This is a genomic window from Burkholderia puraquae, assembly GCF_002099195.1.
GTDB classification, from domain to species: domain Bacteria; phylum Pseudomonadota; class Gammaproteobacteria; order Burkholderiales; family Burkholderiaceae; genus Burkholderia; species Burkholderia puraquae.
Genome location: NZ_NBYX01000004.1, coordinates 142,797 through 162,273, shown reverse-complemented (window position 1 = coordinate 162,273; position 19,477 = coordinate 142,797). Strand labels below are relative to the sequence as shown.

Genomic DNA, 19,477 nt, shown 5'->3' with positions numbered 1-19,477 from the left:
TTTGTTATGAAGGCCGCCGCGGATCGCGCGGCGGCCCGGTTCGAAGAACATCGCGACGGAGTGTGTCGTCGCGAAGCCGCTAACGTATCAGCGCGTGCGGCGAATCCGAACCAACAAATGGTGCTTTGCTCAGCGGGATTCGTGATGAGGGGCGGCATGCGCCCCGCACGCACCAGCGCTCGAGGTCATTCGCTGCCGCTGTCTTCGGCAGCGTCCGCGGACGCTGCACACAGGAACTCGCCGTCGCCGCCGTCTTGCAGGTAGTCGAGCGAGCGCTCCATACTCAGGAACGACAGCGTGCCCGATGCGCCCAGCGCGAACAGCGCCCGGTGATCAGGCGCGAAGATCACCTGCGACACGCCGCCTGCAACCGGAAACTCGCCGACGGTGCGGCGCGTAGCGGCCTTGATCACGCGCATCGGCTTGCCATCGTAGCCGCCCACTGCGATCAGCGAACCATCGCCGCTGCCGTCGAAGCTGTGCATCGACGTCTGGCAGACCGGATAACGGGCGCGTACGGCAAGGCTCGACCCATCCCTCCACTGAATCGTCGACGCGTTGTAGACCCAGACACCCGCGCCCTTCGCACCCGGCTGCGCCTGGATGAAATCCGAATCGACCGGATAGGTCTGCACGGGCGCGTTCGTCGCCGTATCGAATGCAACGATCGCGCTCTTCTGCATCGCATACGCATACAGCCGTCGGTCGTCGGGCGACAGCCACATCGACAGCGCGCGGCCGAACTCGACGCCCGAGGCGTCATGCTCGCCGAGCGGCAGCGTCGCGATGACCTGCGGCCAGTGCGCGAGGCTGACGACGGAAATCGTGTCGTCGACGCTGTTCAGCACGTACAACCTGTCGTTCGACGCGGATGCGACGATCGCGCGCGGGAACCGTCCGAGCGTCACGCCGTCGACGATCGCGCCGCTGTTCAGGTCGATGCGCACGAGGCCGTTCTCGCGCATCGACGCGACATACGCGTAGCGTTCGTCGGGGCTCACGTACAGGCCGCTCGCGCCGCGGCCGCGGCACATGTTGCCCGGGCAGCCGTCGAGTCCCGTCGCGAACGGCTCGCCTTCGATCGTGCGAACGACCGCATGCCGCTCGACGTCGACGACGACGAGCGTGTTCCGGTCGATGTCGGTCACGTACAGGCGCTTGCCCGACGCGCCCAATACCATCGCGTACGGCCACTTGCCGACCGGCACGACGGTGCCTGCCGCCTGCTCGGCCGGCACGGGCGTCGGGCGGTGCTGCTCGTCGTCGCGAATCTGCTCGGCAATCGCGGCCGCCTGCTGTTTCGCCTGCCGCTGCGCGGCGTCGCGCGCGATCTCGCGATTTGTCGCGACGCGCCAGCCTTGCAGTTCCTCGCTGCCCGCCCGCTGCGCGGCGAACAACATCGCCGCGCTGCCGAGCACCGCGAGTACGAGCGGCAGGGCGATACGCGTCGAGCGCCCGGCCCCGTACATCAGCCAACCGGCGACGAACCCGGTGACCACGCCGCCGAGATGCGCTGCCTGGTCGATGCCGGAGATGAAAAAGCCCGACGCCAGGTTGATCGCGATCACCTGGCCGACCGCACCGAGGTTGATGGCAACCGGCGCATCGCGGCCGCCGTCGCGCCCGCGTCGCAGCGCGAATGCCGCGGCCGCGCCGGCCAGTCCCATCAGCGCGCCCGACGCGCCGACACTCACGACCGGCCGGATCCCGCTGGACTCCAGCGCGACACCGAACGCGAAACTGGTGCTGCCGACTTCGTGATAGCCATGCCACAGCGCGCTCAGCAGCGAGCCGCCGAGCGCGGACAACAGGTACGCGACGCCGAACCGGAGCGTTCCGCCGATGCGTTCGAGCACAGTGCCGAGCACGATCAGCATGTACATGTTCAGCAAAAGATGCGTCCAGCCGCCGTGCAGAAACGCGCTTGTCAGCAGCCGCCACGGCTGCCCGGTGAGCGTATACGGCGCGAAGTTCGCGCCCCAGTCGAGCAGCAGCGGGTTCGACAGCTCGCCATACGATGCCTGTCGCCAGATCAGCACGAAAATTGCGGTATTGACGACGACCAGCAGCATCGTCAGCCACGGCCGGGAAGTTTGTTGTTCTCTCATCGGGATCTTGGTATAGGTTGTCGCGCGTGAGCAGCGCGAGCGCCATTATATTTCGCGTCCCGCAAGAAACGAGCGTGTGACGGAGCCGGTCGGCGAACCTGGAATAAAAAGACGCCCGCTGCAAGCAGCGGGCGCGAATCCCAGTCAAGGAGGTGTCACACGAACTACAGGCTCAGAATAAAAGCATCGCCCGCGGCGGACAACGAAGCGATTGCGATATCGATATCGTGCGTCCCGCGATGAGCTTGCACGCGTCCACACGAAGATGCCACGCATGAAAAAACGGCGCGCCGCCTGTGTAGCGGAGCGCCGTCCTGATGCACGTTGCCGGTCGATGCGGGCAGCCCTGGCCGGACTGCCCTGCCGATCACGGCTCGTGACGCAGATACCCTTCCTTGCTCGGATCGCGCATCCGCCACGACACGATCAGCGAGATCGCGCACAGCACGGTCACGTACCAGTAGAAGGTTTCCTCGCTGCCGATCGACTTGAACCACAGCGCGACGTATTCGGCCGAACCGCCGAAGATCGCGTTCGCGACCGCGTACGACAGGCCGACGCCCATCGCGCGCACTTCCGGCGGGAACATCTCGGCCTTGATCAGCCCGCTGATCGACGTGTAGAAGCTGACGATCGCGAGCGCAACCGTGATCAGCACGAAGGCGGCCACCGGGCTCGTCACGTCCTTCAGCGCATGCATCAGCGGCACCGTGCCGATCACCGCGAACGAACCGAACAGGATCATCGACGTGCGGCGGCCGATCCTGTCGGACAGCGCGCCGAACACCGGCTGCATCAGCATGTAGACGAGCAGCGCGACGGTCATCACGTTGCTGGCCGTCTTCGCATGCATGCCGGCCGTGTTCACGAGGTACTTCTGCATGTACGTCGTGAACGTGTAGAAGATCAGCGAGCCGCCGGCCGTGAAGCCGACCACCGTGAAGAACGCGCCCTTGTGCTGCCACACGCCGCGGATCGTGCCCGCGTCTTTCTTGTCGCGCGATGCGTTCGTCGACGTCTCGTCGAGCGACTTGCGCAGGTACAGCGAGATCAGTGCGGCCGCCGCGCCGACCACGAACGGAATGCGCCAGCCCCACGCCTTCAGTTCGTCGGCCGACAGCGTCTGCTGCAGGATCACGAGCACGAGCAGCGCGCACAGCTGGCCGCCGATCAGCGTCACGTACTGGAACGACGCGAAGAAGCCGCGGCGGCCCTTCAGCGCCACCTCGCTCATGTAGGTCGCGCTCGTGCCGTATTCACCGCCCACCGACAACCCCTGGAACAGCCGCGCGACCAGCAACAGCGCCGGCGCGAGCGCGCCGATCTGCGCATAGGTCGGCAGCACCGCGATCACCAGCGAGCCGCCGCACATCATCAGCACCGAGATCATCATCGCGTTGCGGCGGCCGTGACGGTCGGCAATGCGGCCGAACAGCCAGCCGCCGATCGGGCGCATCAGGAAGCCGGCCGCGAACACGCCCGCCGTGTTCAGCAACTGCGTCGTCGTATTGCCGCTCGGGAAGAAGGCCGGCGCAAAGTACAGCGCGCAGAACGAGTAGATGTAGAAGTCGAACCACTCGACGAGGTTGCCCGACGAGGCGCCGACGATGGCGAACACGCGCCGCCGGGTGTCATGCGCGGACAGCGCAGCTTGGTCGGTCTGGACGTCCATGGATTGGTCTGTTCCTTTTAGTACTTTCTGGGCGAGACGGCCGGGGCCGCCGCGTGCGAGCGAACGTGGCACCGGTTCCGGCGCACGGCGCTACGGAATTTTAGCGAAATGTAAAGTAACAGGCTCTCCGGGTTCGTCCGGATGTAGAAAATTCTTCTCCCGCCACGCGTTCGTCATATGAAAACGCCAGCCCACAGGCTGGCGTCCGATGCAAAGTTTCCGCAGGCGATGTTCAGATCCGCACCTCCGGCGGCACGTAGCGGCACTCGTAACGCTTGCGCACGGTGCCGGCCTCGTCGACGCTTTCCAGGAATACGTCGAACTGCCAGAGCCGCGCCATGTGCTTGAGCACCTCGTCGCTGTCGTTCGACAGATGGCGGTTGTCGGTCATGAAGTGGCGCAGCGTGAGGCTGCGGTCGCCGCGCGTGTTCACCGCCCACACCTGGATGTTCGGCTCGCGATGATGGATGTCGTACTGCCTCGACAGCGCCTGCCGCACGTACTGGTAGCCCGAATCGTCGTGAATCGCCGACACCTCGAGCGAATCGCGCATGTCGTCGTCGAGCACCGAGAAGAGCCGCATGTCGCGGATCAGGCTCGGCGACAGGTATTGCGCGATGAAGCTCTCGTCCTTGAAATTGCGCATCGCGTAGTGCATCGCCGGCAGCCACGGGGTGCCCGCGATCTCCGGAAACCACTTGTAGTCTTCTTCCGTCGGCGCTTCGCAGATCCGCCGGATGTCGCTCATCATCGAGAAACCGAGCGCATACGGGTTGATCCCGCTGTAGTACGGCTTCGTGACGGGCGGCTGGTAGACCACGTTGCTGTGCGAATGCAGGAACTCCATCATGAAGCTGTCTTCCAGCTTCCCCTGGTTGTACAGCGTGTTCAGCAGCGTGTAGTGCCAGAACGTCGCCCAGCCCTCGTTCATCACCTGCGTCTGCCGCTGCGGGTAGAAATACTGGCCGATCTTGCGCACGATGCGGATCACTTCCCGCTCCCACGGTTCGAGCAGCGGCGCATTCTTCTCCGCGAAATACAGCAGGTTCTCCTGCGGCTCGGGCGGATAGCGGTCTTCCTGCTCCTCCATCAGTTCGGGCTTCTTGCCCGGCAGCGTGCGCCACAGTTCGTTCACCTGCGACTGCAGGTACGCCTCGCGCTCGCGCCGCAGCGCGGCTTCCTTCGACAGCGACGGCTTCTGCGGCCGCTTGTAGCGGTCGACGCCGTAGTTCATCAGCGCATGGCACGAATCGAGCAGTTCCTCGACGCGATCGAGGCCGTAGCGCTCCTCGCATTCCGCGACGTAGTTCTTCGCGTACACGAGATAGTCGATGATCGCGTGCGCGTCGGTCCACAGCCGGAACAGGTAGTTGCCCTTGAAGAACGAGTTGTGCCCGTACGCCGCGTGTGCGATGACGAGCGCCTGCATCGTCATCGTGTTCTCTTCCATCAGATACGCGATGCACGGGTTCGAGTTGATGACGATTTCGTACGCGAGCCCCATCTGGCCGCGACGGTAGCTCTTCTCCGTCGACAGGAAGTGCTTGCCGAACGACCAGTGACGGTAGTTGACGGGCATCCCGACCGACGCATACGCGTCCATCATCTGCTCCGCGCTGATCAGTTCGAGCTGGATCGGGTAGATGTCGAGCTCGTATTGTTCGGCGACCTGCGAGATGTGCGTGTCGTATTCCTCGAGCAGTTCGAACGTCCAGTCGGACGGGCACGGCAGCGGCTTGCGTTCGGCAACGTTCATACGCGCTTCCTTTTGCCCGACACCGGGCAAGTCGGCGGCCGGCGGCGGCGGTTCGGCCTGTGCGCGTTGCTGCGGTGCGGCAGGGCCGGTCGTGTCGTCGCCGGAAGGGCGCGGCGCATAGCCGCGCGACTCGTTGTGCAGATGGCGGGTCGTCATGACATTTCCACCTGCTTTTCGAACAATTCGCGAAACACCGGGTAGATGTCCGCAGCCGATTCCACTTTTTTCATCGCGAGATGCGGCTGCGACAGGGCCAGTTGCGCGTATTCCAGCCACAGGTTCTGCTCTTCCGGCGCGACCTGGATATACGCGAAGTAACGCGTCTTCGTGAGGATATCCTCTTCCAGGATTTTGCGACACTTGGGCGAATCGTCGGTCCAGTTGTCGCCGTCGGACGCCTGCGCGCCGTAGATGTTCCACTCGGTCGGCGAGTAGCGCTCGTTCATCACCTTGCGCATCAGCTCGAGCGCGCTCGACACCACCGTCCCGCCGCTCTCGGTCGAATGGAAGAAGGTGTCTTCGTCGACTTCCTCGGCACGCGTATGGTGACGGATGAACACGACCTCGATGCGCTCGTAGTTGCGCTTGAGGAACAGGTAAAGCAGGATGAAGAAGCGCTTCGACAGATCCTTGCGCTGCTCGTCCATCGAGCCGGACACGTCCATCAGGCAGAACATCACGGCCTGGCTCGACGGCTGCGGCTGCTTCACGCGGTTGATGTAGCGCAGGTCGAACGGATCGATGAACGGAATCCGCCAGATGCGCCCCTTCAGGTGATGGATCTCGGCCTCGAGCACCGCGATCTCCGCGCGCCGGTCTTCCGGATCGCTCTTCATCGCCTCGAGCTGCGCCTCGAGCTCGCGCAATTCGTTGACGAGCGGCGAGCCGAGCGCGATGCGCCGGCCGAGCGCGCTCCTCAGCGAACGCACGACATCGATGTTGTTCGGCGTGCCTTCCGCCGACCAGCCCGCACGGACGTTCTTCCAGCTCGGCACCGTCAGCAGGTGCGTCTTCACGAGGCGCGGCAGCTCGAGATCGTCGAAGAAATACTGCATGAACTCGTCGCGCGACAACTCGAACACGAAGTCGTCCTGCCCTTCGCCCTCGTTGCTCGCCTGACTGCCTCCGCCACCCGAGCCGCCCTGCGGACGCGGGATCTTGTCGCCGCGCACGTAGTCCTCGTTGCCGGGGTGCACGTATTCACGACGCCCGCCAGGGGCGTGCCGAAAATTCGGCTCCGCGATGTCCTTGCGCGGGATCGTGATGCTCTGCGTGCTCTGGATATCCTTGATGCTACGGTCGCGCACCGCGTCGGACACGGCACGACGAATGTAGTTCTTGACGCGACGCAGAAAGCGTTCGCGGTTGGCGATACTCTTGTTCTTGCCGGCCAGCCTGCGGTCGATGATTTGATGAAGCACTCCCGGTCTCCCGCTCGAAAGTCGATATGCCGGGACGCTCGCCGCACATGCCGTATCCCGTCATGCGGGCGGCGTCTCTGAAAACACCCGTACGGCGACGCCGTACGGGCGCGGTACCGCGCGCATCATGACGACTTGCGCACGCGCAGGTACCAGTCGCAAAGCAGCCTCACCTGCTTCGGCGTATAGCCCTTCGCGACCATCCGGTTCACAAAGTCCTCATGCTTGCGCTGTTCCTCCGCCGAACCCTTTGCGTTGAACGAAATCACCGGCAACAGTTCCTCGGTGTTCGAGAACATCTTCTTCTCGATCACGACGCGCAACTTCTCGTAGCTCGTCCACACGGGGTTCTTGCCGGCATTCGCCGCCCGTGCACGCAACACGAAGTTCACGATCTCGTTGCGGTAATCCTTCGGATTACTGATGCCGGCCGGCTTCTCGATCTTCTCCAGCTCCGCGTTCAGCGCGGCGCGGTCGAAGCTCTCGCCCGTGTCGTGGTCGCGGAATTCCTGATCCTGGATCCAGAAATCCGCATACGTGACGTAGCGATCGAAGATGTTCTGGCCGTACTCCGAATACGACTCGAGGTAGGCCGTCTGGATCTCCTTGCCGATGAATTCCGCGTAGCGCGACGCGAGCACGTCCTTCACGAAGGACAGGTACTTCTGCTCGGTTTCCGGCGGGAACTGCTCGCGTTCGATCTGCTGTTCGAGCACGTACATCAGGTGCACGGGGTTGGCCGCGACCTCGCTCGAATCGAAGTTGAACACGCGCGACAGGATCTTGAACGCGAAGCGTGTCGACACGCCCGTCATCCCTTCGTCCACGCCCGCGTAGTCGCGGTATTCCTGGTACGACTTCGCCTTCGGATCGGTGTCCTTGAGGTTTTCGCCGTCATACACCTGCATCTTCGAGAACAGGCTCGAATTCTCCGGCTCGTGCAGGCGCGACAGCACCGAGAACTGCGACATCATCTTCAGCGTGCCCGGCGCGCAGACGGCCTCGGCCAGCGACGAGTTGCGGATCAGCTTCTCGTAGATCTTGGTCTCTTCCGATACGCGCAGGCAGTACGGCACCTTCACGACGAAGATCCGGTCGAGCAGTGCCTCGTTGTTGCGGTTGTTGCGGAACGCCTTCCACTCCGACTCGTTCGAGTGCGCGAGGATGATCCCGTCGAACGGAATCGCGCCGAAGCCCTCGGTGCCCTTGAAGTTGCCTTCCTGCGTGGCGGTGAGCAGCGGGTGCAGCACCTTGATCGGCGCCTTGAACATTTCGACGAACTCGAGCAGGCCCTGGTTCGCGAGGCACAGGCCACCCGAGTAGCTGTATGCGTCGGCATCGTCCTGTGCGTACTGTTCGAGCTTGCGGATATCGACCTTGCCGACCAGCGACGAGATGTCCTGGTTGTTCTCGTCGCCCGGCTCCGTCTTCGCGATGCCGACCTGCCGCAGGATCGACGGATAGCGGCGCACCACGCGGAACTGGCGGATGTCGCCGTTGTATTCGTGCAGCCGCTTGACGGCCCACGGACTCAGGATGTTCTTCAGATAGCGGCGCGGAATGCCGTACTGTTCCTCGAGGATCGGGCCGTCTTCGTCGTAGTCGAACAGCCCGAGCGGCGATTCGTTGACGGGCGAGCCCTTCAGCGAATAGAACGGCACGCGCTCCATCAGTTGCTTCAGGCGCTCGGCGATCGACGACTTCCCGCCGCCCACCGGGCCAAGCAGATAGAGGATCTGCTTCTTCTCTTCGAGCCCTTGCGCAGCGTGGCGGAAATAGGCGACCACCTGCTCGATCACCTCCTCCATTCCGTAGAACTCACGGAAGGCGGGATAGACCTTGATGACCTTGTTCGCAAAGATCCGCGACAGGCGCGGCTCGTTGCGGGTATCGATGTGTTCAGGTTCCCCGATTGCTGCCAGCATGCGTTCACCAGCCGTCGCGTACGCGGATGGATCGTTCTTGCAGAGCGCGAGATACTCCTCCAGCGAGAGCTCTTCCTCTCGCGTTTTTTCGAAGCGGTTCGCGAAGCTGCTGTAAATATCCATGCTACCTCCCTCGCCTGAGTCTGAAGACTTGCCTGCCTTCGTACGACTGCGCAGAAGCAAGCGCGTTCGAATTCATCCTAAACCCTTTCTTATTTTTTTTCACGAACTCTTCGTATGAAGTTCGTCATTCTCGACAACACCGCTTGGACAACACATTTCGTCGTTTTACAATCGATCTCCCGAGCCGCAGAAACTGCATCCGTCACGTCTCGTCGAACGACGGAACATCTTGTGCGTTGGACACATCCGACGTCGTCACTTCTCCCCTTCATACCTATACGTTCGAGCGGCCGTATGCGACGACACGTTACGCACGCCGTTACAAATTTTTTTCGCAGCGCCCCTACGGAGATACCCGTACAGCCGATGCGGGAACTGCACCTGCACCCGTGCACGCATCCGTCGATGCAGGTCACGCGATGCACGCGGCGATGCACGATCGTCGTTCGCGCACATCGCCTGTCACATTTCTCCGCCGCCGAAACGACGACGCCCGCATGTCGCGGGCGTCGTTCGTCACCAAATGGGGATAGATGCGCGGCGAGCGCGAATCAGAAGGTTTCCCAGTCGTCCGCGTCAGCGGTGGCGGCAGTCTGCGCCGGCGCAGCAGAGGCCGCGACGGGCTTGCGCACCGGCGCCGCCGCGGCCGCGCGCTTCGGCGGTGCATCGCGATCGTCGCGCGCAGCTGCCTGAACGGGCACGGCAACCGCTGCCGACGGCGCGCGCGGCGCGTGACGCACCGCCGCCGGAACCGGAGCCGCGGCGCCCGAGCGCGACGTGTCGTCGTCGAGCTGGAACACCGCTGCCGTTTCGCGCAGGCGCCCGGCCTGTTCGTCGAGCGATTGCGCGGCGGCCGCGGCTTCCTCGACGAGCGCCGCATTCTGCTGCGTGACCTCGTCCATCTGCGCGACCGCGCGCGCCACCTGGTCGATCCCGCCGCTCTGCTCCTCGGACGCCGCCGCGATCTCGCCCATGATGTCCGTCACGCGCTGCACAGCGCTGATCACGTCGCTCATCGTGCGCCCTGCTTCGTCGACCAGCGTGGAACCCGACCGGATGCGCTCCACCGACGCGTCGATCAGCACCTTGATCTCCTTGGCGGCGGTCGACGAACGCTGGGCCAGGCTGCGCACCTCGCCCGCGACGACCGCGAAACCGCGGCCTTCCTCGCCTGCCCGCGCGGCTTCGACGGCTGCATTCAGCGCAAGAATGTTGGTCTGGAACGCGATTCCCTCGATGATCGCGATGATGTCCGCGATCTTCGCCGAGCTGTCGTTGATCTCGCCCATCGTGCCGACCACCTGGCCGACCACCGTATTGCCCTTGTTTGCAATCTCCGACGCATTCGCAGCCAGCGAACTGGCCTGGCGTGCATTGTCCGCGTTCTGTTTCACGGTGCCGGTCAGCTGCTCCATGCTCGACGCGGTTTCCTGCAGCGCCGCGGCCTGCTCCTCGGTGCGCGACGACAGGTCGATGTTGCCGGCCGCAATCTGGCGCGCCGCGGTCGCGATCGACTCGCTGCCGCCCCGCACGGTGCGCACCGTGTCGACAAGCCCGCGCTGCATCTTGCCGAGGCCTTCGAGAAGCTGGCCCATCTCGTCATGCCGGTCCACGACGATCGGCCGGCGCAGGTCGCCGGCGGCAATCGCGTCGAAATGCGCGAGCGCGTCGGCAATCGGGCGGCCGATCGCGCGGCTCAGCGTCAGCCACGACACCACCGCGGCGCCGAAGCCGGCCACCAGCGCGACGATCGCCAGTACGCGCAGCGTGTCGTACACCGATTCCGCGTGATCGAAGCTGGTTTGCCCATCAGTGAACTGGAAGTTGCGCAGCGCCTCGCTCGCCATCGCGAGGTCGTTGTAGCGTGCCTGGAGCTGCTTCGCGCCGTCGCCGATCCGGTCGGCCTGATTCGCCCCGATCACACTCGCGAACGCATCGCACTCGCGCTGCAATGCCTGCCGCTTCGCGGCGACGTCCTGTGCGAGCCGGTCTTCCTCCGGGCCGCGCGGCAACGCGAGGTACTTCTGCCACCACGTGTCGGACTGCGCGCGCATCGCGCGGCTTCGCTCGACGGCCGCCGCCGCGTCCGGCGTGCTGGCCAGGAGCGCCGCACGGTCGAGCGCCAGGCGCTCACGTGCAGCGTAGATCTCGGCCACCGAGACGTCGACCGCGCTGGGCATCAGGTTCGTGAACATATCGCGCGTCGTGTCGTTCGCGCGTGTCATTCCGTACACGCCGAGCCCGCCGATCACCCCCAGGAGCACCGCCAGAAACGCCATCGTGAAACCGATGCGCGCACGAATCGTCAGGTTTTTGAACACCATCATCCTTCCTGTGTTGCGTCGTGATGGACGGGACAGGCCCGTCGCTTCGAAGCATTGCTTCACCTGATGCATTTACGACCACGCACAGCACAACTTGATGGTGTTTACGTTATTTTTTCGAATTATTCGTCTGTTTATTACAAATTGCTGAACAAATAATGCACGCCTCGACGTGTACGAGAAGCAACGCGATGGCGGGATCGCCGCTGCCGGCGAGCGTCACCAACACGCGGCCGGCCGTCGTTGGCGACGAACCGGCCGCGATGCGTGATCCGGCCCTATCCGGCCAGTTCGGCAAGGGTTGGAATCGACGGCTGCGCGCCCGCGCGCGTGACCGACAGTGCCGCTGCGCGTTGTGCGAAGCGGATGGCCGTGTCGACGTCCGCGCCGGCCGCAAGCCGCGCGGAAAAGCCGCCGATGAAGGTATCTCCGGCCGCTGTCGTGTCGACGGCCTGCACCGCCGGCGCCGGATAGTGCCGGGCGGCGCCATCGGCCGTCAGCGCAAGCACGCCGCGCGCGCCCAGCGTGACCAGCACGTTGCGCGCGCCGCCTGCCTGCAGCACGCGCGCGGCGGCTTCCGCCTCCACCGGGTCGCGCACCGGCAGCGCGGTCAGCGCGGCCGCCTCGACCTCGTTCGGGATCAGGTAATCGACGAGCGGCAGCCAGCCATCCGGCAACGGTGCGACGGCCGGGGCCGGATTGAGCACCACCGTGCGGCCGAGCCGGCGCCCGGCCGACAGCGCCGCGAACACCGCGTCCGGCGGCGTCTCGAGCTGGCAGATCAGCACGTCGGCCGTCGCCAGTGCGGCCTCGTGCCGTGCGATCGTTTCGGTCGTGACCTCGCCGTTGCCGCCTGCGACGATCACGATCGCGTTCTGGCTCGCATCGTCGACGACGATCAGCGCGACACCGGTCGACGCCGACGCGCTCGTCGCGAGCCCCGCGCAGTCGATCCCTTCGGTTTCGAGGCCCGCGCGCAGTGCCGCGCCGTGCGCATCCGCGCCGACGCAGCCGATCATCGCGACCTGCGCGCCCAGCCGCGCGGCCGCGACGGCCTGGTTGCCGCCCTTGCCGCCCGCCGCCTGCGCGAACGCATGACCGGCGAGCGTTTCGCCCGGCAAGGGCAGACGCGGCGCGCGGACGACGAGATCCATGTTGAGGCTGCCGACCACCGTCACGCGGCCGGCGCTTGCTGCGGGCGCCGTCATGCACGACCGCCGGACGCCGGCGGCTCGCGGTAGACCGCCGTCGATTCACGCAGCACGAGGCGCGGCGACACGACACGCCGGCGGCTCGGCACGGCGGTCGAGCCGCCGCCGATCCGCTCGATCAGCGTCTGCGCGGCCATTTCGCCGAGCGCGCGCACCGACTGGCCGACCGTCGACAGTGCCGGATACGTGTAGCGGGAAAATTCGATGTCGTCGAACCCGATGATCGAACAGTCGTCGGGCACGCGCATCCCGCGCTCGGCCGCCGCGCGCAGTGCGCCGACGCCCATCAGGTCGTTGCCCGCGAAGATCGCACTCGGCCGCACCGATTCGAACAGCCGCGACGCCGCGTGATAGCCGCCGAGGCACGAGAAGTCGCTTTCGGCAATCGCGCCCGGCACGATATCGACACCGCGCTCGGCCATCGCGCGGATGAAGCCGTGCACGCGCATCGCGCTCACTGCCGTGTCGGTCGGCCCCGTGATGCAACCGATCTTCGCGTGCCCGAGTTCGAGCAGGTGGCGCGTCGCCAGGTATGCGCCGCGCTCGTGGTCGATCTGCACGAGATCGGCCGCGAGCCCCTCGATGTTGCGGTCGACGACGACGAGCGGCGCATGGATGTCCGCAAGCGTCTGCGCAAGTACCGCATCCTCGCCCGCCGATGCGACGATCAGCCCGTCGATGCGCTTTTCCTGCAGCACGCGCAGGTAGTTGCGCTGCTTCACGGGATCGTCGTCCGAGTTGCAGAAGAACACGCAATAGCCGTTGGCCGCGCATTGATCCTCGATGCCGCGTGCAAGCTCCGCGAAGTACGGATTCGTGCTGTTCGGCACGACGAGGCCGATGGTCGCCGTCGCACGTGCCTTCAGCGAGCGCGCCACGGCCGACGGCACGTAATTCAACTCGCGAATTGCGCCCTCGACCTTCGCGCGCACATCCGCGGACACTGGCCGCGAATTGTTCACCACGTGCGAGACGGTCGTAAACGACACGCCCGCCATGGCTGCCACATCCTTGATCGTCGCCATTTCCCGTTTCTCTCTGGTCTGTTCTGTCTGTCTTTCTACCGCACGCCCGTGCGCCGGCTGCGATACGTATCGAGCACGACCGCCACCACGATCACCGCGCCGGTGATGATCCGTTTCGTCGGCTCGTTCGCGCCGATCTGCGCCAGCCCCGCGGCCAGCACGGAGATGATCAACACGCCAAAGAACGTGCTGATCACCGAGCCGCGCCCGCCCATCAGGCTCGTGCCGCCGATCACGACGGCGGCGATCACCTGCAGTTCGAGGCCGACGCCCGCGTTCGGGTCGGCCGCCTCGAGCCGCGAAATCTGGAACAGCGAGGCGAGCCCCGCGAGCGCGCCCATCAGTGCGAATACGAGAATTTTATACGGCCTCGGGTTAACCCCCGCAAGTCGGACGGCTTCCTCGTTCGTGCCGATCCCGACGAGATAGCGTCCGAACACGGTGCGCGTCAGCACGAACTGGGCCGCGATCATCACCGCGACCGCGATCAGGAACGCCGGCGAGATGCCGAGCGCGATCGGGTTCGACAGGAAATCGAACGCATCGCCGATATAGGCCGTGCGCGAATTCGTCAGCTGGTACGCGAGGCCGCGCGCAGCCTCCAGCACGCCGAGCGACACGATGAACGACGGGATCCGCCAGCCGACCGTGACCGCGCCCGTCAGCGCACCCGTGACGGTCGCGACCGCGATGCCGATCAGCGCGGCCGGCAGCGGCCCCCACTGCCATTTCAGCGCGGCGACGCTGACCATCGACGCGGCCAGCGCGAGCACCGAGCCGACCGACAGGTCGATCCCGGCAATGATCAGCACGAAGGTCATTCCGACCGACATCACGACGAGATCGGGAATCTGGTTCGCGATCGTGCTGAACGTATCGTAGGTCAGGAAATGCGAACTCAGCGTCGAAAACAGCACGACCATCGCGGCGAGCGCACCGGCGAGCCCGAGATAGTTCGACAGGCCGAGCCGCGTGCCGGACAGCGTGCGCGCACGGCGCCCCGTCACGTCCTGCTGCGCGCCTGCGTCGGTCGGGGTTACGGGAGGCTGGGTCATGGATGTCGTCCTGTATTCGAAGTGCCGGGGGCGGCGCCTGGCGCCTGCCCCGCGTCCGGATGTTGCGCGCCGCCCGGCGGCGTCTCGCGGCCGAAGCCGGCGAACGCCGCGGCCAGCAGCGCATCCTGGGTCCAGTTGCCGCGCTCGAACACGGCGGTCATGCGGCCGGCCGACATCACGCCGATCCGGTCGCAGATCAGCATCAGCTCGCGCAGGTCGCTCGACACGACGACCAGCGCGCGGCCTTCGCGCGCAAGCGCGCCCATCAAAGTGTAGATCTCGAACTTCGCGCCGACGTCGATCCCGCGCGTCGGCTCGTCGAACAGCAACACGCTCATGTCGCGCGCGAGCCAGCGGCCGATCACGACCTTCTGCTGGTTGCCGCCCGACAGCTCGCCGACTGCCTGCGTCGCGCCGTGCGTGCGGATCCGCAGCGCGTCGATCTGCTGCTCGGCGAGCGCCGTTTCACGCGCGCGGTCGACGATCCCGCCGCGCGCGAGCCGGTCGAGCTGGCCGAGCGACACGTTCGCGGTGATCGACTGCGTCAGCAGCAGCCCTTCGCCCTTGCGATCCTCGGTGATCAGCGCGATGCCGTGCTTCACCGCCTCGACCGGCGAACCGATCCGCACCGGCTTCGGCGGCTGGCCGACCGCGATCGTCCCCGCGTCCGGTGCATCCGCGCCGTAGATCAGCCGCAGCAGCTCGGTACGCCCCGCGCCGATCAGCCCCGAGATGCCGAAGATCTCGCCCGCACGCACCTCGAGCGACACATCGCGCACCGCCGCGCCGCGACTCAGGCCCGACGCGACGAGCCGCGGCGCGCCGATATGGCGCTCGCCGAGATCGATGTGCTCGCCGAGCTCACGCCCGACCATCAGCGTGACGAGCCCGTCGGATGTCGTCGCCGCCATGTCGCCCGCGTGGACGAGCCGGCCGTCGCGCAGCACCGCGACGCGCTCGGCGACACGCGCGAGCTCCTCGAGCCGGTGCGAAATATAGATGATCGCGACCCCGCGTGCCTTCAGCCGGTCGATCTGCTCGAACAGCAGCTCGACTTCGCGCGCGGTCAGCATCGCGGTCGGTTCGTCGAGAATCAGCACGCGGCAATCGCCGATCAGGTTGCGCGCGATCTCGACCATCTGCTGGTGGCCGATACCGAGCGCGCCCACCGGCGTGTCGGGATCGACCATGTCGAGCCCGACCTGCGCCATCGCGGCCCGCGCATCGTCGCGCAGCCGCGCGCGATCGATGATCCCGAAGCGTCGCGGCAGGCGGTTCAGGAACAGGTTTTCGGCGACCGTCAGGGTCGGCAGCAGGTTCAGCTCCTGCATCACCATGCGCACGCCGAGCGCTTCGGCCTGCGTCCGGCTCGCCGGCGCATACGGCTGGCCGCCGAGCTGCATCGTGCCGGCGGTCGGTTCGACGAGCCCGCCGATGATCTTCGACAGCGTGCTCTTGCCCGCGCCGTTCTCGCCCGTCAACGCAAGCGCGTGACCCGGCTCGAGCGTCAGCGTGACGTCGGCGAGCACGGGTTCGGCATAGGTCTTGCCGATGCCGGATACGGACAGCACGGGAGCGGCTGCGCGGGAGGGTTGGGAAGTCGGGTCCATCGCGATCCTGGTTGCGGCCGCGCGCACGCGGCGCGCGGGTGTGACGCTCACAAGTGCATGTGCATGCAGTGGCCGTGATCGCGCTCACTCCGGATAACGGCCGCCACGCCAGATTCTTGAGGGCGGCGGCCGCATCGGAGTTGCGTCACTTCGTCACGAGATCCACCGGCGTCTCGACCACGCCCGACATGTCGGCCTGCTTGCGGTGCTCGGCGATCGCCTTGAGCGCCGTGTCGATGCCGAACACGGCCTGCTTCGCCGCGTACTGATCGGCGGTCGCGAGCACGCGGCCGTCCTTCAGCATCGGCTTGATCGCGTTGATGTTGTCGTAGCCGACCACGAGCACCTTGCCCTGCTTGCCGGCCGCGCGCACGGCCGACACGGCGCCGATCGCCATGTTGTCGTTGCCGCACAACAGCGCCTTCAGGTTCGGGTATTCGTTGAGCATCGCGGCAGCGACCGCATTGCCCTTGTCGATCTCCCATTCGCCGGACTGCACCGACACGACCTTCATCCCGCCCGCCTTCATCGCGTCCTGGAAGCCGGCCGTACGCTGCTGCGCATTGGTCGTCGTCGACACGCCTTCGACGATGCCGACCTGGTCGCCCGCCTTCAGCCGCTTCGCGAGGTAATCGCCGATCTTGCGCGCGCCCTTGCGGTTGTCCGGGCCGACGAACGGGACGTTCAGGTTCTTCGACTTCAGCACGTCGGCGTCGAGCCGGTTGTCGATGTTCACGACGATGATGCCCGCGTCGGCCGCCTTCTTCACGACCGGCACGAGCGCCTTCGAATCGGCCGGCGCGAGCACGATCGCATCGACCTTCGACACGATCATCTGCTCGACGATGCGGATCTGGTTCGCGGTGTCGGTCTCGTCCTTGATGCCGTTGGTGATCAGGTCGAACTGGCTCGCGTTGTGTTTCTGGTATTCCTTCGCCCCCGTTTCCATCGTCAGGAAGAACTCGTTGGCGAGCGACTTCATCACGAGCGCGACCTTCGGCTTGGCCGTAGATTGCGCGTGGACGGCCGGTGCGGCGGCGACCGCCACGGCAGCGAGCGCGGCGGTCAGGAAGCGACGGCGAAAGAGGACATTCATACACATCTCCTGGCGACTGGCCCCAAGGGCCGGATTATTGTTTGACTGTTGTTTTAATGTGAGCAAACGTTTGCGCCACACTACCCGGGCAATGGCCATCGATGCTGCTGTCGGTACCACGGAATGGAAGCGAGGCAGACGGCCGACTGCCTGGCGCGTGCTGTCGTTTACGCGCCTCCGCCGGCGGGACGCCGGCGGAGTGAAGGCTATGCTGTACCGATTCGCCTCGGCGCGCAACCTGTCTGATCAATATTTAAGGGTTTATTCGGAGCGCGCGTCACGCCGGATCCTGCGGCGCCGGCTCATCTTCATCCGCCGACGGCGGCTCGCCGAATCGGTTCGCATGCGGCGTACCGGCGATGAAGCCATTCATCACGAATAACGCGAGGGCGCCGACGATCGGCACGAACAGCAACAGCATCCACCATCCCGACTTGTCGATGTCGTGCAGCCGCTTCACGCCGACCGCAATCGACGACCACACCGCGACGATCGCAATGGCGACGAGGACCGGCATCGCCAGCAGCGGCAGATCGTCTTCCGGCGCGCCGCGGGAACCCGCATCGAACATCGCGCCGAGCACCGTGGAAGCCAGCGCGTAGATCCACCACGGCAGGCGCCCGATCCGGCCTTCGAAGGAAAAGAGAAACCCTTTCAGATTCATTGTTTACCTCGTCGTCACGCGTGTCGCGTGCTGCGCGATAGGTCTCCGAGTGTGTCGGAACGGGCAATCCGCGCGCATTGTTTTGTGAATGCGGACGGCCTGCCGGCTTGGCTTTCCGCACTTCGTCCCGACGTCGCGCCGCTGGTGCGGGACCGGCCGGTCAGGATGGCGGGCAACGTGCAGCATGAATGCTCGTCATCGAGCATTCACCCGATTGAATCACAATGGCCGGGCAACAGATCGTCCGGTATGGCGGGATGGCCGAAACCGAAACGGGGCGTTCAAGCGGGCCGTCTTGTTCTGGTGGTTGTGCTGGCAAGCGAACACATGTCGTTCGCCGCGTGCGGCGAAGAATCGGATGGGAAACCGCGATTGCGGTCGATGCGTCGATCAACCGGATAACCATGACGGCGGCAGATTGCCTGCCGCCGCCCGATGCATGCCATCCCGTGCACGTACGTCGCGCCATCCGCGGCAACGGTGCGCGACACGCTGCCGTCAAACGGCTTCGCGCAACAGTCCTGCGATTTCCGCTTCGTTCAGGTGCGGCGCGAACATCTCGATCAGCCGGTACGCATACGCACGCAGGAACGCGCCCTTGCGCAGCCCGACTCGCGTCGTGCTCGCCTCGAACAGGTGCTGCGTATCGAGTGCGACGAGCCCTGTATCGCGCTGCGGATCGTAGGCCATCGCCGCGACGACGCCGATCCCCATTCCGAGTTCGACATACGTCTTGATCACGTCCGCGTCGATCGCGGTCAGTACGACGTCGGGCACGGCACCCGCCTGCGTGAACGCCTGGTCGATGTGCGAGCGGCCCGTGAAGTCCTGGTCGTACGTGATGATCGGGTACTCGGCGATTTCCTCGAGCGTCAGGTTCTCGCGGCCGACGAGCGGATGGCCCTTCGGCACGACGACCGTGTGATGCCACGAATAGCACGGGAACGTGACGATGTCGGGATAGCGGTCGAGCGCCTCGGTCGAGATGCCGAGATCGGCCTCGCCGTTCAGGATCATCTGCGCGATCTGCTGCGGGCTGCCCTGGCGCAGCGCGAGATGCACCTTCGGGAACACGTCGGTGAACTGCCGGATCACCTTCGGCAGTGCGTAGCGTGCCTGCGTGTGCGTGGTCGCGACGACGAGGTGGCCGCTGTCCTGATCGGCGAACTGGCGCGCGACGCGGCGCAGGTTCTCGGCGTCGAGCAGCATCCGCTCGATCAACTGGTGCACGGCCTTGCCGGGCTCCGTGAGCCCCGTCAGCCGCTTGCCGCGCCGGATGAAGATGTCGACGCCCAGTTCATCCTCGAGATCCTTGATCTGCTTCGACACGCCCGACTGCGACGTGTACAGCACGTTCGCGACTTCCGTCAGGTTCATGTTCTGGCGCACCGCTTCGCGCACGAACCGCAATTGCTGAAAATTCATGGGTATGCCTCTTAGGCTGTCGTTGTTTGATTGTTGAATCGGAGCAATTTCCGCCCCTGCCC

13 protein-coding genes are annotated in these 19,477 nt (G+C 65.4%); all 13 read right to left on the bottom strand.

Annotated elements, in window-relative coordinates:
- Positions 1-185: 185 nt before the first annotated feature.
- Positions 186-2,108, bottom strand: a complete 1,923-nt coding sequence (locus tag B7G54_RS10170) for a rhomboid family intramembrane serine protease (protein WP_085038976.1) — start codon at positions 2,106-2,108, stop codon at positions 186-188.
- A 367-nt stretch (positions 2,109-2,475) separates the two neighbouring features.
- Complete coding sequence (locus tag B7G54_RS10165) at positions 2,476-3,780, bottom strand: MFS family transporter (protein ID WP_085038975.1); 1,305 nt, start codon at positions 3,778-3,780, stop codon at positions 2,476-2,478.
- Positions 3,781-4,012: 232 nt separating this feature from the next.
- Entirely contained in the window at positions 4,013-5,692 is a 1,680-nt protein-coding gene (locus B7G54_RS10160; RefSeq protein WP_085038974.1) for a SpoVR family protein, read from the bottom strand.
- Positions 5,689-6,957 carry a YeaH/YhbH family protein gene (locus B7G54_RS10155; RefSeq protein ID WP_039358726.1) on the bottom strand — a complete coding sequence of 423 codons (1,269 nt, stop codon included), beginning with the start codon at positions 6,955-6,957 and terminating at the stop codon, positions 5,689-5,691. The genes B7G54_RS10160 and B7G54_RS10155 overlap by 4 nt, the downstream gene beginning before the upstream one ends.
- A 125-nt stretch (positions 6,958-7,082) precedes the next feature.
- Entirely contained in the window at positions 7,083-9,005 is a 1,923-nt protein-coding gene (locus B7G54_RS10150) for a PrkA family serine protein kinase (protein ID WP_043182748.1), read from the bottom strand.
- 551 nt (positions 9,006-9,556) lie between these two features.
- Positions 9,557-11,329, bottom strand: a complete 1,773-nt coding sequence (locus B7G54_RS10140) for a methyl-accepting chemotaxis protein (RefSeq protein ID WP_085039193.1) — start codon at positions 11,327-11,329, stop codon at positions 9,557-9,559.
- A gap of 278 nt (positions 11,330-11,607) precedes the next feature.
- Positions 11,608-12,537, bottom strand: a complete 930-nt coding sequence (gene rbsK, locus B7G54_RS10135; protein WP_085038973.1) for a ribokinase — start codon at positions 12,535-12,537, stop codon at positions 11,608-11,610.
- Entirely contained in the window at positions 12,534-13,565 is a 1,032-nt protein-coding gene (locus B7G54_RS10130; protein ID WP_039358736.1) for a LacI family DNA-binding transcriptional regulator, read from the bottom strand. Before B7G54_RS10130 ends, rbsK begins: the two co-directional genes overlap by 4 nt.
- 35 nt (positions 13,566-13,600) lie before the next feature.
- Positions 13,601-14,620, bottom strand: coding sequence for an ABC transporter permease (locus tag B7G54_RS10125; protein WP_085038972.1), 1,020 nt, complete (start codon positions 14,618-14,620; stop codon positions 13,601-13,603).
- Positions 14,617-16,230 carry a sugar ABC transporter ATP-binding protein gene (locus B7G54_RS10120; RefSeq protein ID WP_085038971.1) on the bottom strand — a complete coding sequence of 538 codons (1,614 nt, stop codon included), beginning with the start codon at positions 16,228-16,230 and terminating at the stop codon, positions 14,617-14,619. Before B7G54_RS10120 ends, B7G54_RS10125 begins: the two co-directional genes overlap by 4 nt.
- Before the next feature lie 145 nt (positions 16,231-16,375).
- On the bottom strand, positions 16,376-17,326 hold the full coding sequence (locus B7G54_RS10115) for a sugar ABC transporter substrate-binding protein (RefSeq protein ID WP_085038970.1): 951 nt from the start codon (positions 17,324-17,326) through the stop codon (positions 16,376-16,378).
- A 277-nt stretch (positions 17,327-17,603) separates the two neighbouring features.
- Positions 17,604-17,990, bottom strand: coding sequence for a DUF805 domain-containing protein (locus B7G54_RS10110; RefSeq protein ID WP_085038969.1), 387 nt, complete (start codon positions 17,988-17,990; stop codon positions 17,604-17,606).
- A 498-nt stretch (positions 17,991-18,488) separates the two neighbouring features.
- Positions 18,489-19,415: a CysB family HTH-type transcriptional regulator gene (locus tag B7G54_RS10105; RefSeq protein ID WP_006484201.1), complete on the bottom strand. Its 927-nt coding sequence runs from the start codon at positions 19,413-19,415 to the stop codon at positions 18,489-18,491.
- Positions 19,416-19,477: the final 62 nt, after the last annotated feature.

Excerpts from the sequence above, each read along its gene's own strand:
- B7G54_RS10170 (WP_085038976.1), bottom strand. The coding sequence starts at position 2,108 with ATGAGAGAACAACAAACTTCCCGGCCGTGGCTGACGATGCTGCTGGTC.
- B7G54_RS10165 (WP_085038975.1), bottom strand. The coding sequence starts at position 3,780 with ATGGACGTCCAGACCGACCAAGCTGCGCTGTCCGCGCATGACACCCGG.
- B7G54_RS10160 (WP_085038974.1), bottom strand. The coding sequence starts at position 5,692 with ATGACGACCCGCCATCTGCACAACGAGTCGCGCGGCTATGCGCCGCGC.
- B7G54_RS10150 (WP_043182748.1), bottom strand. The coding sequence starts at position 9,005 with ATGGATATTTACAGCAGCTTCGCGAACCGCTTCGAAAAAACGCGAGAG.
- B7G54_RS10140 (WP_085039193.1), bottom strand. The coding sequence starts at position 11,329 with ATGGTGTTCAAAAACCTGACGATTCGTGCGCGCATCGGTTTCACGATG.
- rbsK (WP_085038973.1), bottom strand. The coding sequence starts at position 12,537 with ATGACGGCGCCCGCAGCAAGCGCCGGCCGCGTGACGGTGGTCGGCAGC.
- B7G54_RS10130 (WP_039358736.1), bottom strand. The coding sequence starts at position 13,565 with ATGGCGACGATCAAGGATGTGGCAGCCATGGCGGGCGTGTCGTTTACG.
- B7G54_RS10125 (WP_085038972.1), bottom strand. The coding sequence starts at position 14,620 with ATGACCCAGCCTCCCGTAACCCCGACCGACGCAGGCGCGCAGCAGGAC.
- B7G54_RS10120 (WP_085038971.1), bottom strand. The coding sequence starts at position 16,230 with ATGGACCCGACTTCCCAACCCTCCCGCGCAGCCGCTCCCGTGCTGTCC.
- B7G54_RS10115 (WP_085038970.1), bottom strand. The coding sequence starts at position 17,326 with ATGAATGTCCTCTTTCGCCGTCGCTTCCTGACCGCCGCGCTCGCTGCC.
- B7G54_RS10110 (WP_085038969.1), bottom strand. The coding sequence starts at position 17,990 with ATGAATCTGAAAGGGTTTCTCTTTTCCTTCGAAGGCCGGATCGGGCGC.
- B7G54_RS10105 (WP_006484201.1), bottom strand. The coding sequence starts at position 19,415 with ATGAATTTTCAGCAATTGCGGTTCGTGCGCGAAGCGGTGCGCCAGAAC.